Source organism: Sphingomonas rubra (genome assembly GCF_900115745.1).
Taxonomy (GTDB): Bacteria; Pseudomonadota; Alphaproteobacteria; order Sphingomonadales; family Sphingomonadaceae; genus Sphingomonas; species Sphingomonas rubra.
Window position 1 is genome coordinate 116,210 of sequence record NZ_FOXP01000007.1, and the last position, 15,092, is coordinate 131,301.

Annotated in this window: 15 protein-coding genes; 6 read left to right on the forward strand and 9 right to left on the reverse strand. The window is 69.2% G+C overall.

The genetic code is table 11. The features are described 5' to 3' along the window. Positions 1–298: 298 nt before the first annotated feature. Genes BM145_RS10135 through BM145_RS10145 form a run of 3 tightly spaced genes read right to left on the reverse strand, consistent with a single transcriptional unit; the run spans position 299 to position 3,824 of the window. Positions 299–1,567: a cell wall hydrolase gene (locus BM145_RS10135; RefSeq protein WP_093333531.1), complete on the reverse strand. Its 1,269-nt coding sequence runs from the start codon at positions 1,565–1,567 to the stop codon at positions 299–301. Next, the gene (cysK, locus tag BM145_RS10140; protein WP_093333532.1) at positions 1,564–2,484 is read right to left on the reverse strand and encodes a cysteine synthase A; all 921 of its coding nucleotides are present in this window, start codon (positions 2,482–2,484) and stop codon (positions 1,564–1,566) included. Before cysK ends, BM145_RS10135 begins: the two co-directional genes overlap by 4 nt. Further along, entirely contained in the window at positions 2,481–3,824 is a 1,344-nt protein-coding gene (locus BM145_RS10145) for an MFS transporter (protein ID WP_093333533.1), read from the reverse strand. Before BM145_RS10145 ends, cysK begins: the two co-directional genes overlap by 4 nt. A gap of 243 nt (positions 3,825–4,067) precedes the next feature. On the opposite strand from BM145_RS10145, the gene pdhA reads away from it, so the two are divergent. Both pdhA and BM145_RS10155 read left to right on the forward strand, forming a co-directional pair. Continuing rightward, complete coding sequence (gene pdhA / locus BM145_RS10150; protein WP_093333534.1) at positions 4,068–5,108, forward strand: pyruvate dehydrogenase (acetyl-transferring) E1 component subunit alpha; 1,041 nt, start codon at positions 4,068–4,070, stop codon at positions 5,106–5,108. Then, positions 5,108–6,556: a pyruvate dehydrogenase complex E1 component subunit beta gene (locus BM145_RS10155; RefSeq protein ID WP_093333535.1), complete on the forward strand. Its 1,449-nt coding sequence runs from the start codon at positions 5,108–5,110 to the stop codon at positions 6,554–6,556. Before pdhA ends, BM145_RS10155 begins: the two co-directional genes overlap by 1 nt. Positions 6,557–6,592: 36 nt before the next feature. Here the strand turns inward: BM145_RS10155 and BM145_RS10160 are convergent, their stop codons facing one another. Genes BM145_RS10160 through BM145_RS10170 form a run of 3 tightly spaced genes read right to left on the reverse strand, consistent with a single transcriptional unit; the run spans position 6,593 to position 9,881 of the window. Beyond that, on the reverse strand, positions 6,593–7,276 hold the full coding sequence (locus tag BM145_RS10160) for a TadE/TadG family type IV pilus assembly protein (protein WP_245739246.1): 684 nt from the start codon (positions 7,274–7,276) through the stop codon (positions 6,593–6,595). After that, positions 7,273–7,881, reverse strand: coding sequence for a TadE/TadG family type IV pilus assembly protein (locus tag BM145_RS10165; protein ID WP_177200158.1), 609 nt, complete (start codon positions 7,879–7,881; stop codon positions 7,273–7,275). Before BM145_RS10165 ends, BM145_RS10160 begins: the two co-directional genes overlap by 4 nt. Beyond that, the gene (locus tag BM145_RS10170; protein WP_093333641.1) at positions 7,878–9,881 is read right to left on the reverse strand and encodes a TadE/TadG family type IV pilus assembly protein; all 2,004 of its coding nucleotides are present in this window, start codon (positions 9,879–9,881) and stop codon (positions 7,878–7,880) included. The genes BM145_RS10165 and BM145_RS10170 overlap by 4 nt, the downstream gene beginning before the upstream one ends. A gap of 66 nt (positions 9,882–9,947) precedes the next feature. Here BM145_RS10170 and BM145_RS10175 point away from each other — a divergent pair, with 66 nt between their 5' ends. Both BM145_RS10175 and BM145_RS10180 read left to right on the forward strand, forming a co-directional pair. Next, positions 9,948–10,628: a squalene/phytoene synthase family protein gene (locus BM145_RS10175; protein ID WP_093333537.1), complete on the forward strand. Its 681-nt coding sequence runs from the start codon at positions 9,948–9,950 to the stop codon at positions 10,626–10,628. A 56-nt stretch (positions 10,629–10,684) separates the two neighbouring features. Then, a complete protein-coding gene (locus tag BM145_RS10180) occupies positions 10,685–11,146 on the forward strand; it encodes an EF-hand domain-containing protein (protein ID WP_093333538.1) in 462 nt (153 codons plus the stop codon). On the opposite strand, the gene trmFO is transcribed toward BM145_RS10180, so the two are convergent. Then, a complete protein-coding gene (gene trmFO, locus BM145_RS10185) occupies positions 11,085–12,440 on the reverse strand; it encodes a methylenetetrahydrofolate--tRNA-(uracil(54)-C(5))-methyltransferase (FADH(2)-oxidizing) TrmFO (RefSeq protein WP_093333539.1) in 1,356 nt (451 codons plus the stop codon). The two genes, BM145_RS10180 and trmFO, sit on opposite strands and share 62 nt — an antisense overlap. Before the next feature lie 58 nt (positions 12,441–12,498). Between trmFO and BM145_RS10190 the strand changes: the two genes are divergently transcribed. After that, complete coding sequence (locus BM145_RS10190; protein ID WP_093333540.1) at positions 12,499–12,936, forward strand: DUF488 domain-containing protein; 438 nt, start codon at positions 12,499–12,501, stop codon at positions 12,934–12,936. An 81-nt stretch (positions 12,937–13,017) separates the two neighbouring features. Here the strand turns inward: BM145_RS10190 and BM145_RS10195 are convergent, their stop codons facing one another. Both BM145_RS10195 and thpR read right to left on the reverse strand, forming a co-directional pair. Next, positions 13,018–13,554 carry a superoxide dismutase family protein gene (locus BM145_RS10195; RefSeq protein ID WP_093333541.1) on the reverse strand — a complete coding sequence of 179 codons (537 nt, stop codon included), beginning with the start codon at positions 13,552–13,554 and terminating at the stop codon, positions 13,018–13,020. Further along, positions 13,551–14,147 (reverse strand): RNA 2',3'-cyclic phosphodiesterase, encoded by a 597-nt coding sequence (gene thpR, locus BM145_RS10200; protein ID WP_093333642.1) that lies wholly within the window; start codon positions 14,145–14,147, stop codon positions 13,551–13,553. The genes BM145_RS10195 and thpR overlap by 4 nt, the downstream gene beginning before the upstream one ends. A 128-nt stretch (positions 14,148–14,275) precedes the next feature. Between thpR and BM145_RS10205 the strand changes: the two genes are divergently transcribed. Further along, on the forward strand, positions 14,276–15,025 hold the full coding sequence (locus tag BM145_RS10205; RefSeq protein ID WP_093333542.1) for a Bax inhibitor-1/YccA family protein: 750 nt from the start codon (positions 14,276–14,278) through the stop codon (positions 15,023–15,025). Positions 15,026–15,092 lie beyond the last annotated feature (67 nt).

Below are 15,092 nucleotides of genomic sequence, written 5' to 3' on the forward strand. Positions count from 1 at the left end.
GCCGCAAGCCAATAAGCTGTTGATTTCGCGGCACCATGGACCCCGGATCAAGTCCGGGGTGACGAAAGAAAAATGCTTTTGGAGGAGTTTCGCAGAGGTCTCGCCTTCGCCGGGGTGGTAAGCCCTGGATAACGCGGCCTCTCGCTGGATGTCGATCGGCGTTAGAGTAGGATGACATCACCCTGACCCGTTCGTGCCGAGCGAAGTCGAAGCACAAGCCACAAGCCGCCCGCTCGCGGCCTGCCCTTCGACGTCGCTCAGGGCGAACGGCGATGGGTCAATACCTTGTCATCCCGCTCTAGGGAATGTTGCGCTGATCGGCCTCCACGCCTGCGCGGCGGACGCCGTCGAGCACGACCGGACCGCGTGAAGCCGCGGTCGGGGCGGGCGCGGGCGTGGCGGCGGGGGCCGGGGTCGCGGTGAGCAGGACCTGCTGGCGCATACACTCGCGCGAGGAGGCGCGGCGGACGGTGCGGCAATTCCACAGCGTACGCTCCAGTCCGGCGGGCCGGTCGCGGAGATAGCTGAAGCTCATCGCGGCGACCTGGTCGGGGGAGAGCGGGACGGCGCTGGGGGTACGGGCGGCGCTGTCCCAGGCGGAGAAGCGGCAGTGCGGGCGGTCGCCGCAGGCGCGCATCGCCAGCGCGGGCCAGCCATCGGGTCCGAGGCCCGCGGGCAGGGTGACGAGGAAGGTGTCGGCATCGCCGGCGAGCGGCTTGGGATCGCCGGCGACGAGGGCGGCGGCCTCGTCCAGCGCCGCGTCCGCTTCCGCCAGTGCCGTGCCGTCGCGATGCGCGTCGGAGAAGGGAGCAATCTTGGCGATCGTCGGCTCGGCGGTGACCGAGCGGCGGCTGAAGGCGGCGGGGGTGCCCCACCAGCCGCTCCAGCGGAAGAACAGGTGGCTGCCGACCTTGGCGATCTTGTCGAGGCTCGACTGCCAATAGGGCACGACCCAATCCGTGTGGTAGTGTGTCGCCGTGCCGACCGGGCGGTAGACCGCGCCCGCCAGCGCGTCGCCCGCGACCTTGCGCGCGGCGGCCCAGAGCGCGGGCGGCGGCGACCAGCGCGTCAGCGCGCCGTCGCAGGTGAAGGAGAACTGGCAGCCGGTGCGCCGTTCCTGCCCTTCGAACACGACACCGCATACAGAGCCGGGGAAGGCGGGGTGGCGGACGCGGTTGAGCACCACCTGTGCCACCGCGCGCTGCCCGGCGGGATCGGCGCCCGCCTCGTATAGCACGGCCGTGGCCAGGCAGTCGGTGGCGCGGGCGCGGTCCTCCGCACCGTCGGCGAGGCGGAAGGGGCGGGCGGGCGGATTGGGGCCGCGCACGAACGGCACGCCGGCGTTGAACACGCGTGCCTCGTCCGGCGGCAGGTCGACGAAGGCGACCGGCTCGACCGGCGGCACGACGCTGGCGGGCACGACGGCGTGACGGACCGGCGCGCGGGGCGCGCGGACGACCGGGGCGGGCGCGCGGAGCACCACGGCCGCGGGCAAGGCGAGCGATCCGGCGGCGATGGTGGCCAGGACCGCGGTGAGGCGCGGTCCCGGCGGGGCAGGCTGCGTCACTGTTCGGGCAGGAAGTCCGGCACCGACAGATACCGCTCGCCCGTGTCGTAGTTGAAGCCGAGCACGCGGGCGTCGTCGGGCAGGTCGGGCAGCTTCTGGAGGATGGCGGCGAGCGTCGCGCCGGACGAGATGCCGACCAGCATGCCCTCCTCCGTCGCCGAGCGGCGGGCCATGTCCTTGGCGACCGCGGCGTCGACCTCGATCACCCCGTCGAGGAGCTGGGTGTGAAGGTTGCGCGGCACGAAGCCGGCGCCGATGCCCTGGATCGGGTGCGGGCCGGGCTGGCCGCCCGAGATGACGGGAGAAAGGGCGGGCTCGACCGCGTAGACCTTGAGCGCGGGCCATTCCTTCTTCAGCACCTCGGCGACGCCGGTGATGTGGCCGCCGGTGCCGACGCCGGTGACGAGGACATCGATGGGGGCGTCGCGGAAGTCCTCCAGGATCTCCTGCGCGGTGGTGCGGACATGCACGTCGATGTTGGCCGGGTTCTCGAACTGCTGGCACAGCCAGGCGCCGGGCGTCTCGTCGACGATCTGCATCGCACGCTCGATCGCGCCCTTCATCCCCTTGTCGCGCGGAGTGAGGTCGAAGGTGGCGCCGTAGGCGAGCATCAGGCGGCGGCGCTCGACGCTCATGCTCTCCGGCATGACGAGGACGATCTTGTAGCCCTTGACCGCCGCGACCATTGCCAGGCCGATGCCGGTATTGCCGCTGGTCGGCTCGACGATGGTGCCGCCCGGCTTCAGGCTGCCGTCCGCCTCCGCCGCCTCGACCATGGCGAGGGCGATGCGGTCCTTGATCGAGCCGCCGGGGTTCGACCGCTCCGACTTGATCCACACCTCGCTGTCGGGGAACAGGCGCGAGACGCGGACGTGGGGCGTGCGGCCGACGGTGTCGAGGATGCTGTTGGCCTTCATGGCTTGGCTTCTCCGTGCTCAGGCTCGGTGTCGAGCATGTCGGGGGGATCAAAGGTCCGCGCGCGCGCGAGTTCCGGAAACAGCCGCGCCCAGACCAGCGTGATGACGGTCGCGCCGACGCCGCCGAACACCACCGCGCCGACGGGGCCGAGGATGGAGGCCATCACCCCGCTCTCGAACTCGCCCAGCTCGTTGGAGGCGGAAATGGTGAGCTGCGACACCGCCGACACGCGGCCGCGCATCGCGTCGGGCGTATGGAGCTGGATCAGCGACTGGCGGACGTAGACGGAGACCATGTCGGCGCCGCCCGCGACGATCAGCGCGACGAGGCTGAGGACGAAGGCGGGGTGGATGATGGTGCCGCCGATGCTGCCGCCGGTGAGACCGAGCGCGTGGACGATCGGCGTGGCGAGGCCGAAGGTGAGGATGGCGAGGCCGAAGACGACGACGGCGATCAGCATCTTGACGCCGACGTTGCTATCCATCGGGCGGAACGAGAACCAGAGGGCGGTCGTCGCCGCACCGATGCCCATGCCGGCCGCGAGCAGCCCCAGCCCCTGCGAGCCGACGTGGAGGATGTCGCGCGCGTAGACCGGCAGCAGCGAGGTCGCCCCCGCCAGCAGCACCGCGAACAGATCGAGCGTGATCGCCGCCAGCACCAGCCGGTTGTTGCGGACGTAGCGGAAGCCTTCGAGGATGCGGGCGAGCGGGCGGTGATCGGTCTGCGCGGGCGGCTGCGGCACCGGGCCGATCAGGAACATGAAGCCGAGCGCGACCGCGAACAGGACCGTGGCGACGCCGTAGGCGACCTCCGGATGGACGGCGTAGAGGAGGCCGCCGACGGAGGGACCGGCGATGGTGCCGACCTGCCAGGCGATCGAGCTGACCGCGATCGCGGTGGGCAGGCTCTCGCGCGGGACCAGGTTGGGCGCGAGCGCGGAATAGGCGGGGCCGGAGAAGGCGCGCGCGATGCCGAACGCGACCGCGGCGGTGAACAGCGCCGGCAGGCTGAGATTGTTCGACCAGGTGAGAAACCACAGCAGCGCCGCGGTGGCGACGAGCAGCGTCGTCGTGCCGCGCACGATCCAGCGCCGGTCGACGCTGTCGGCGACCAGGCCGGTGATCGGCGTCAGCAGGAACAGCGGCACGAACTGCGCGAAGCCGATCATGCCGAGCATGAAGGCGGCCTCGCGGATGTCCATCGTCTCGCGCGCCAGATTGTACACCTGCCAGCCGATCACGATCGACATGGCGGAGACGGCGATCGTGCCGGTGAAGCGCGACAGCCAGTAGGCACGGAAATTGGCGATGCGGAACGGGTGGGGGGCGGTGGCGGCCATCGCGCGCGGGCTTAGGCGTGGGCGCGGCACGGGGCAACCGCAGTGGTTCTTGGCGCGGCCGTCTCCTTCCTTCGTGATGCCGCGCTTGTCCCGGCATCCAGGGTCGCGAACGTAGCGCTGCTCGGCTCTGGATGCCGGGACGAGCCCGGCATGACGGCAGTGGGGCTCCTAACAATTGCCTCACGCGGACAAGCGCGCCTATAGGCGGGCGCGATCTCCCTTACGGAAACGAGGTTTTCTCCCGTGGCCAAAGCCCCCCGCGCTGCCGAACCACCGATCACGAACCGCGAGCGGCCGGCCGAGCCGCAACCGTACGACGCCTCGAAGGACGAGCTGCTGCAATTCTACAAGGAGATGCTGCTGATCCGCCGCTTCGAGGAGAAGGCGGGGCAGCTGTACGGCCTGGGGCTGATCGGCGGCTTCTGCCACCTCTACATCGGCCAGGAGGCGGTCGCGGTGGGGCTGCAATCGGCGCTGAACGGCGACACGGACTCGGTCATCACCGGCTACCGCGACCATGGCCACATGCTCGCCTACGGCATCGATCCCAAGGCGATCATGTCGGAGCTGACCGGGCGCGGCGCCGGCATCTCCAAGGGCAAGGGCGGGTCGATGCACATGTTCTCGACCGAGCATAAGTTCTATGGCGGCCACGGCATCGTCGGGGCGCAGGTGTCGCTCGGCACCGGGCTGGCGTTCGCGCACAAGTACAATGACGACGGCGGCGTCTGTCTTGCCTATTTTGGCGACGGCGCGGCGAACCAGGGCCAGGTGTACGAGAGCTTCAACATGGCCCGGCTCTGGGACCTGCCGATCATCTACGTGATCGAGAACAACCAGTATGCGATGGGCACCTCCACCGCGCGTGCCGCGTCGGAGGACCAGTTCTACAAGCGCGGCGAGAGCTTCCGCATCCCCGGCATCCAGGTCGACGGCATGGACGTGCTCGCCTGTCGCGGCGCGGCCGAGGAGGCGCTCGCCTGGGTACGCGCAGGCAAGGGGCCGATCATCCTGGAGATGAAGACCTATCGCTATCGCGGCCACTCGATGAGCGATCCCGCCAAGTACCGGACGCGCGACGAGGTGCAGAACATGCGCGACACCGCCGATCCGATCGACCGGATCAAGAAGCTGCTGGAAGAACAGGGCGTGCAGGAGGACGAGCTGAAGAGCGTGGAGCAGGCGATCAGGAAGCAGGTCAACGAGTCGGCGGACTTCGCCGAGAGCACGCCCGAGCCGGAGGCCTCCGAGCTCTATACCGACGTGCTGGTGGAGTTCTACTGATGCCGATCGAGATCAAGATGCCGGCGCTCTCCCCGACCATGGAGGAGGGCACGCTCGCCAAGTGGCTGGTCAAGGAAGGCGACACCGTGTCGTCCGGCGACATCATGGCCGAGATCGAGACCGACAAGGCGACCATGGAGTTCGAGGCGGTCGACGAGGGTATTGTCGCCAAGATCCTGGTGGCCGAGGGCACCGATAACGTGAAGGTCGGCGACGTCATCATGCTGCTGGCCGAAGAGGGCGAGGACGCGTCGTCGGTCGAGGGCAAGGGCGGTGGCGCCGCTCCCGCCGCGACCAAGGACGATAGCCCCGAGCCGGACGCCAAGGCGGACGAGAAGAAGGGCGACAAGGTCGAGGACTCGGCCCATCCGACGCAGGAGAAGGTCGAGACCGGTACGCGGCAGCTGTTCGAGGCGGCCGAGAAGGAGGGCCGCCGCGACCCCGAGGTACCCGAAGGCACCGAGATGGTGAAGACCACCGTGCGCGAGGCACTGCGCGACGCGATGGCCGAGGAGATGCGCTCCGACCCCCGCGTGTTCGTGATGGGCGAGGAGGTCGCGCAGTATCAGGGCGCCTACAAGGTGACGCAGGGCCTGCTCGACGAGTTCGGCGACAAGCGTGTCATCGACACGCCGATCACCGAGTACGGCTTTGCCGGCATCGGCGCGGGCGCGGCGATGGGCGGCCTGCGCCCGATCGTCGAGTTCATGACGTTCAATTTCGCGTTGCAGGCGATCGACCACATCATCAACTCGGCCGCCAAGACCAATTACATGTCGGGCGGGCAGATGCGCACGCCGATCGTGTTCCGCGGCCCCAACGGCGCCGCGTCCCGCGTCGGCGCGCAGCATTCGCACAATTTCGGCCCCTGGTACGCATCCGTGCCCGGACTGATCGTGATCGCCCCGTACGACGCGGCGGACGCGAAGGGGCTGCTGAAGGCGGCGATCCGCACCGAGGATCCGGTCGTATTCCTCGAGAACGAGCTGATGTACGGCCGCAGCTTCGACGTGCCCAAGCTCGACGACTGGGTGCTGCCGATCGGCAAAGCCCGCATCGTCCGCGAGGGAAGCGATGTGACGATCGTCAGCTACTCGATCGGCGTCGGCGTCTCGCTGGAGGCGGCCGAGCAACTGGCGGGAGAGGGCATCGAGGCGGAGGTGATCGACCTGCGCACGCTGCGCCCGCTCGACAAGGAAACGGTGCTGAAGAGCCTCGCCAAGACCAACCGGCTGGTGGTGGCGGAAGAGGGCTTCCCCACCTGCGGCATCGCGTCCGAGATCATCGCGATCTGCATGGAGGAAGGCTTCGACGACCTCGACGCGCCGGTCGGCCGCGTCGCCAACGAGGACGTGCCGATGCCCTATGCCGCCAATCTGGAGAAGCTCGCGCTGATCGACGCGGCCAGGGTGGTGAAGGCGGTGAAGAAGGTCTGCTACAAGGGTTGAGGAGATGGCGGCCCGCGGCGATGGCGCCGCGGGCCTTCAGCAGCGCGATACCGGTGCGTTGGCAGTATTGTACACGCCCTTGTCGCCGCCGGTCAGGTCGCGGCGGTCGCGCACCGACATCGCCGCGATCTCGACCATGGTGGTCGACGGCGACAGCGCCGTGCGGATCAGCGGCTTGTACTCGTAATAGACCTCCACGAACATGGTCGCGTTGTCGTCCTGCGCGTTGAACTTGCTCTTGCCGCCGATGCCCGAGATGTTGGTCGCGCCGGCCACGCCGTAGCTCGACGCGTGGCTGGTCTTGTCGCCGCGGCAGCGCTGCCAGACGATCTTGTACTTCTTGTCGGTGTTCGGGTTGGCCATCGGCTCCAGATCGCTGATGATGACGCGACCGCGCTTGTAGAGGTCGAGGTTGCCGGCCTGTTGTCCGGCGCCGGTCAGGGCGTCGTTGATGTCGTTCTCCGTGATCGTCTTGGCGGCGAGCAGCGTGCCGTTGCCCATGCGCGCGGCATTGTCCGCCAGCTGCAACGCCACCTGGCTGATCCGCATCCGCGTGGTCGCGTAGTTGGTGATCTCCGCGCCGCCCAGCGACAGCGTCGTCAGGATCGGCAGGCCGATGGCGAACTCGATCAGCTGAACGCCGCGCCGGTCGGCCAGCACCGGCCGGACGAAGCGGCGCAGCGCCGCGAGCGGGGCGGCGGAGGCGGCGATGGCGGTCACGGGCAGTTCCTCACGGTGGCGGCGGCGTAGCTCTGCTGATCGGCGTAAGGCTGGTTCTGGAGCACGGTGCGCGCCACGATCGTATAGTCCTGCGCCATGCCCCCCGCGTACCAGAAGGGAAAATAGCGCGGGAAGTTGGCGGACACGGTGTAGACGACGCGGTCGTTGGCATTGCCCTGGCCGGCATTGCCGCCGTCCTTGTCCCAGGTGCCGTTGTTGTTCTCGTCCTGGTACGGCTCGCCCGCGTCGCAGGTCTTGTTCTTGTTGGTGTCGGTCCAGCTCTCCGGATCGGCGGCGGCCGCCTTCGCGAAGGTGCGGTAGAAGCGGCGGTCGATCCGCACCTTGGCGTTGCCCGCGACGGCCCGGATCGCGCGCTCGACGCGCGCGTCCACCGTCGCCTGCGCGGTAGTCGCGTTGCTCGTCTCCAGCGTCGAATCGCGTGCGGCCTTCTGCACCACGCCCTGAATCGACGAGGTCATGTAGAGCTGGTGCGCCAGGTCCAGCGAGCCGAGCAGCAGCAGCAGCAGCACCGGCGCGACGATCGCGAACTCGACGATCGTCGCGCCGCGCCGGTCGGCGGCGACGGCGCTGAGCAGCCGAATCACGAGGTGAGCCTCAGCATCGAGATCTGGTCGGCGATCGACTTGAACGTGGCTTGGAGCTGGGCCGAGTTGGTCGCGGTGAAGTAGCGGCCGGACGACGCGCACGCCTTAAGCCGGGTGACCGTCGCATCCTCCAACTGGCCGAACGCCACTACCCACAGCGTGATGTTCTTGTTCTTGATGGCGGTGCACAGCGCCGCCGCGCGCGCGTTCACCTGCTGCGTCAGTGTGCCCGTGTCGGTGCAGCCATCGGTCGGCCTGCTGCCGGTCGTGCGCCGATCCCACCAGCCGACCCCATAAGCGGTGTAGTTGTTGACGCCGGTACAGGCGTCACCATCTGTCATGAAGATGATGTTGCGCTCGATCTCCCCGCCCTGCGGCGTTAAGGCATTCTCCGGCCCGAAGATGCCGGTCGGCGACGCCAGGCGAGCGCCCCAGAGCAGACCGATGTCGTGGTATGTGTTTCCTTCCGGAGACAACCCATCGACATAGGCGCTGAACGTGCTGGCGCTGGGCCATTTCTGCAGCTTCCGCGCCTCGCGCGGGCAAGCGTAGTAGAAGTCTCGATCGAGTTCGTCCGCCGTCTTAATCTCCTGTCGCGTTCGACCGGACGAGGTCTGCCGCGTGTAGATCACGTCCGGCAGGACCTGGCGCCACTGCGTGGACGCGTCGCCGGCCACCGGTAGCGAGTCGATGTCGAGATCCTTCACGTCGTTGGGACGCGGCGTATAGCTGTCATAGGAGGCTGTCTGTCGCTCTTCGATGCAGCCTCCCCAGGTGATCGTCTTGTCGGCCGCTTGCGAGCCGACCGGCCAGGTGAACGATCTGTTCCAGCTGCTGCCGTTTTTGAGCAGGCTGATGTTGACCGGCAATTGCGCGTAGCGCCATTGATTGAACACGCGGGAGGTCGTGTCCGTACGCGTATAGGTTCGGCGGAGGTCGCCGTAGACCGTCTGCCGCTGTATTCGACAGGTTATGCCCTCATACGTCCGTTGATACTCGTAATAGAAACCGTATTGGTAGGTAGCCCAAGTCGTGGTGCTGGGATTGCCGCCCGTCGTGTTGTTCTCGACGGCGCTTCCTTCATTGCTCCCGATCGCTGCCATAAAGGATGAATTCGGCGGAACCGGTTCCTGGTTGCACCGCGTGCTGCTCACGATCCCGATTGCCGTGGTCGTCCAGTCGTTCCGGGGGTTCTTGTTGACCACTATCGTGTTGGTCACGGCAGGGTCGGTGCTGGAGATGCGGTCCGCATACTCGGCTACGCGCGTCTGATAGAGGGCCTCGTTGGCGAACCATTCGGGCTTCAGCAGGTAGCCGACGTTGACGTTGGTCGCGTAGGGAACAAATTCAAAGCGAATCTGCACCTGGCTGCCGGTGCCGCCGGTAGGCGGGCCGGTTGTGCAGACGGCGTTGGTGTCGAGCCGCGCGACGATCTCATAGAAGCATTTTACCGCGGTCTTGAGCGCGCTCATCTTGGATACGCTGTCGCCGGGCTGTGCGTCCGCCATCGATCCCGTCGTGTCGAGCACGAACATCACGTCGGTATTGGGCAGGCGCATCTCGGCGTCGCAGGTGACGGCCATCGTCATCGTCGGTTTGGAGAAGATGCGCATCAGCGTCATCGGCACGTCGGCCTGCGCGCGGCCGGAAACCTTGCCGGCAGCCTCGGTGAAGGTACGGCTGCGGTTCTGCGAGCCGTAGGCGCCGTCCTCGAAATTGCCGTCGAAGAACCGGTTGGCGGTCTTCAGCGGTTCGCCGTTGCTCTGCGTCCAGATGCCCGCGCCCATCGACTTGCGGCCGGCGAGCACGCCCGCGTCGCACGCGTGCTGCAGCCGGGTCTTGACCAGGTAGAGCCGGCTGAGATCGAGGCCGCTTCCCACCATCCCTGCCAGCGGCACGATCGCCGCCGCGATGACCGTCAGCGTGCTGCCGCGACGGTCGCGGCGCAGGCGGGTGAGGAAGCCGGCCGCCCCGGTCAGCTTGAAACGTACGTTGCGCATCGACATGTCCGCGGATGATTCTGCGAGGTTCATGCCCCCGCCCGCGATAAGCGAGGTTCAAGCGATATGGTTAACGAGGCGGATACCATCGCTTCGCCCGCTGATGTGCGAGAGGCAGAGCGGGCGCTGGCACTGGGCTACGCGCCGGCGGATCGTCGCGCGGCGCTCGCGGCGCTTTTCGCGCTGGACGAGCGGCTGGGGGACATCCTCCGCTCGACGCGCGAGCCGCTGGTCGGGCAGATGCGGCTGACCTGGTGGCACGAGGCGCTGACAGCGCTCGACCGGCGCGAGGCACCGGCAGAGCCGGTGCTGACCGCCTTGGCACGCGAGGTGACGCGGGCGGGCGTCCCCGGTGCGGACTTGGCCGGGCTGGTCGACGGGTGGGAGGCGCTGCTCGACATGGACGTGCCTGACGATCCGGCGCTGGAACGGTACGCGGCGGGCCGAGGGGGCCGGCTATTCGCGCTGGCGGCGCGGCTGCTCGGCGCCGGCGACGCGCGGGTGGAGGCGGTCGGCGAGGGCTGGGCGCTCGCCGATCTCGCGCAGAACCTGTCCGACGCACCGGCGGCGGGACGGACGGCGGCGATGGCGCGGGATCGGCTGGGACTGATCGGCGGCGGATGGATGCGGGCGCTGCGGCCGCTGGCGGCGCTGGGGCTGCTGGCGCGAAGCGATCTGGCAGGAGGCGCGGCCGGCAGCCCGCGGCGGGTGGCGCGGCTGATGGCGATGCGGCTGACCGGTCGGTGAGGGATTGTGCCGTGCCCTGCGTCCTCTAGGCTGGGGTTGCAGGGGGAGGACGAGCGATGTGGCGGTGGTTGGCGGGCGGTGGCGCCGGCGTGGCGGCGATCGGCGCGGGGGCGCTGTTCCTGACCGGGCGGGAGGCGCCGTCGGTGGCGGCCTTGCCCGCGCCGCCGGCCGCGCAGGAGGGGGCGGGGGACGATGAGTTGCCGGCCATCGTGCCCGAGGCGACGCCGAAGACCCGCGAGGAGAAGCGGTGTGGCCGCTACGACAAGGACCGCGACGGGCGGATCACGCGCGACGAGTATCTGGCGCAGCGGCGCAAGGCGTATGCGAAGCTGGACGCGAACGGCGACGGGCAGCTGTCGTTCGACGAGTGGGCGGTGAAGGCGACGACCAAGTTCGCCGGCGCCGACCGCGACCGATCCGGCAGCATGACCGCCGCCGAGTTCGCGACCACCGCGGTCAAGCGGAAGCCGCGAGCGCCGGCGAAATGTCCGCCGACGGCGCCGGCCGAGGAGGGTTGAGCCAGTCGGCCAGCGCCGCCCGGCCGCGATCGGTGTAGGCGCGCTTGCGATCGGCCTTCTTGCGGCCCTCGACCGGCGGGAACAGCCCGAAATTGACGTTCATCGGCTGGTAGGTCGCCGCCTCCGCGCCGCCGGTGATGTGGCCGAGCAGCGCGCCGAGCGCGGTTTCCACCGGCGGCGGTGCCAGCGTTTCTCCGCGCAGTTCCGCCGCGGCGAAGCGGCCGGCGAGCAGGCCGATCGCCGCGCTCTCGATATAGCCCTCGCACCCCGTGATCTGTCCGGCGAAGCGCAGGTGGGGACGCGACTTCAGCCGCAGCATCGGATCGAGCAGTTCGGGCGAGCGGATGAAGGTGTTGCGGTGAAGACCGCCCAATCGCGCGAACTCGGCCTTTTCCAGCCCCGGAATGGTGCGGAACAGGCGGACCTGCTCGGCATGTTTGAGCTTGGTCTGGAAGCCGACGATGTTCCACAGCGTGCCTTGCGCATTGTCCTGGCGCAACTGCACGACGGCGTAGGGCCATCGGCCGGTGCGGGGATCGTCGAGGCCGACGGGCTTCATCGGGCCGTAGCGAAGCGTGTCGACGCCCCGTTCCGCCATCACCTCGATCGGCATGCACCCCTCGAAATAGGGGGTATCCTTTTCCCATTCCTTGAACGGCGTCTTCTCGCCCTCGACCAGGCCGGCGTGGAAGGCGAGATACTGGTCGCGGGTCATCGGGCAGTTGATATAGTCCGCCTCCCCCTTGTCCCAGCGCGACGCCTTCCAGGCGACGTCCATGTCGATCGATTCGTGATGAACGATGGGCGCGAGCGCGTCGAAGAAGGCGAGCGCCTCGGCGCCGGTCGCCTCGCCGATCGCGCTGGCGAGCGACGCGGCGGTGAGCGGGCCGGTGGCGAGGATGGCGGGGCCGTCGGGCAGCGCGTCGACCCGCTCGCGGACGAGCGTGACGTTGGGATGGTCGGCGAGCGCGGCGGTGACGCCGGCAGAATAACCCTCACGGTCGACGGCCAGCGCGGAGCCGGCGGGGACGCGGTGCCGATCCGCCTCACGCATGATGAGCGATCCCAGCGCGCGCATCTCCTGGTGGAGCAGGCCGACCGCGTTGGAGTCGGCGTCGTCGGAGCGGAAGGAGTTGGAGCAGACGAGCTCGGCCAGCCCGTCCGTCTGGTGCGCGGGCGTGCGCTCGCCGGAGCCGCGCATCTCCGACAGGCGGACCTGGTAGCCCGCCTCGGCGAGTTGCCACGCGGCTTCCGACCCGGCGAGCCCGCCGCCGACGATGTGGATGTGGTGCATGGCGGCGCCATAGCGCGGCGGGCTTGCCGTGTCAGCGGTGGGTCGCCACCTTCGCGGCATGACGATCTACACCATCGGCTACGAGGGCGCGACGATGGCCGGCTTCCTTGCCACGCTGCGAAGGGCGGGCGTCGCGCGCGTCATCGACGTGCGCGCGCTGCCGCTGTCGCGCCGCCCGGGCTTCTCCAAATCGCCGCTCGCCGCGTCGCTGAAGGAGGACGGCATCGATTACGTCCACCTGAAGGCGCTCGGCACACCCAAGCGCGGGCGCGACGCGGCCAAGAAAGGCGACGTGGCGACGCTGACCGAGGTGTACGACGCGCAACTGGCACTACCGGAGGCGCAGGCCGCGGCGGCGCGGATGCTCGACCTGGCGGCGGACCGCCCGAGCGCGCTGCTCTGCTACGAGCGGGAGCCGTGCCACTGCCACCGCACGCTGTTGCTGGCGGCGGTGGGAGAGGGGGTGACGGTGGAGGATCTGTACGTGGAGCTGTGATCGGGGATGCGGGCATTTGACGGCCCGGCGGCGGACGCCGGACCGTCAAGCATGGGCTATCGATCGTCCAGGCTGTGCGGTTCAGCTCGCCTGAAAGACGCCGCAGGCGATACGGCTGCCGCTGTTGCCGGAGGGGTCGGTACGCAGGTCGTCGGCGTTGGCGTGGACCACCATCGCGCCGCCGTCCGCGTCCAGCAGCCCGGCCATGGTCGCGCCGGGCACGGTCACGCCGATCGTGCCGCGCCCGTCGGTGCCGACGATCAGGTTGGGCAGATCGCCCTCGTGCGGGCCGGCGGGGTTCTGCGTTCCATGCTGACGCATGGCCGGATTCCAGTGCGGGCCGGCGGTGGTGAAGTCGGGCGCGTCGCAGCGGCCGACGGTGTGGACGTGGGCGCCGTGCGTGCCCGGCGGCAAGGCACGCGCGTCGAGGGTGAAGCGTAGGCCGCCCGCCACCTCGGTCGCGGTGGCGCGGCCCGCGTCGGCACCGGCGGCGGTACGCAGCGAGGCGGTGGCGGTACGTGCACCCGGCGTCGCCTCGCCCAGCGCGGTGCGATCGTTCTGGCAGGCGGCGAGGCCGAGGATCGCGATGCCCAGCGCCGCTACGGTCGTCGTCTTCATGTCGTTTCGCTCCCGTTCGTCATCTGATGCGAACCAGCGGCGGACGTGGGGGTTCCGAGCGGCCAGCGCGCGACCGGTTCATAGAGCGCGCCGCCGCGGCCGAGATGACTGCGGTAGAGGACGAGATGGGGCAGCACGAAGGGCGCGCTGGTGAGCGCGGCGTGGCGCGCGCACCAGGCGGCGATCTCCGCGCCCGCGCCCAGCGAGCGGGGCAGCCGCGCGACGGTTATGTGCGGGTGATAGGCGCGGTGCTCGGGCGGCAGGCCGGCGCGCGCGCACGCCTGCTCGACGCGGGCGTGGAGATGGCGCAGCGGCTCGGCCGGCGCGACGCCCGCCCACAGCGTGTCGGCCCGCCCGCGCGCCCCGAAGCTGCCGACGCCTGCCAGCGACACGACGGGCGCAGGGGCATGGACGTGCGCCAGCGCGGCGGCGAGGTCCTCCGCCACCGGCCGCTCGACCTCGCCGACGAAGCGAAGGGTGAGGTGCAACTGCTCGTCGTCCTGCCAGCGCGCGCCGGGCACGCCCTCCATCAGGTCGGCGAGGGCGTCGCGGATCGCGGGCGGCGGGCGGAGGGCGATGAAGAGGCGAATCATGCTGGTGCGATCATGGCACAGGCGCGACGGACGCGAGAGCATCCTGTCGCGGCCGGGCGCTTGAAAGCCGGCTGGAACGGGCCGATATGTCACGGCAACCGGCCCGTTGCCGGCCTTGGGAGATTTCAATGGCGAACTGGTCTGATCCCCGGCCCACGACCGCCCCGTTCGGGGCGACGCGGGCGCGTGCGGGTGACGCGGCCTACGATGCGGGCCTGCGCTCGTACATGCTGCGCGTCTACAATTACATGGCGTCGGCGGTGCTGCTGACCGGCGTGGTGGCGATGCTGTTCGCCGCCGGTGGTGCCGATTCGATGGCGGCACAGGTGTTCCTGAACGGCGGTATCCTCCGCTACGTCATCATGTTCGCGCCGCTGGCGATCGTGTTCGGCATGAGCTTCGGCCAGAACCGGATGTCGACGGGCACGATGCAGGCGCTGTTCTGGGGCTTCGCGGTCCTGATGGGCCTGTCGCTGTCGACCATCTTCCTGGTCTATTCGGGCACGTCGATCGCGCAGGCCTTCTTCGCGACGGCCGCGGGCTTCGCGGCGCTGAGCCTGTACGGCTACACCACCAAGCGCGACCTGTCGGCGTTCGGCACGTTCCTCATCATCGGCGTCGTCGGTCTGCTGGTCGCCAGCCTCATCAACATCTGGACCCAGTCGGACACGCTGGCGCTGGTCATCAGCGCGGTCGGCGTGCTGCTGTTCGCCGGCCTGACCGCCTACGACACGCAGCGCACCAAGAGCATGTACGCGCAGGTCGCGGGCACGGACTATGAGGGCAAGGTCGTGGTGATGTCGGCGTTGTCGCTGTACCTCGACTTCATCAACATGTTTCTGTTCATCCTGCGACTGTTCGGATCGCAGCGGAACTGACGGTTCACCGGGGACGCCCGGTGATCGGAACGGGGCTCGGCGGCGACGCCGGGCCCTTTTCTTTGCG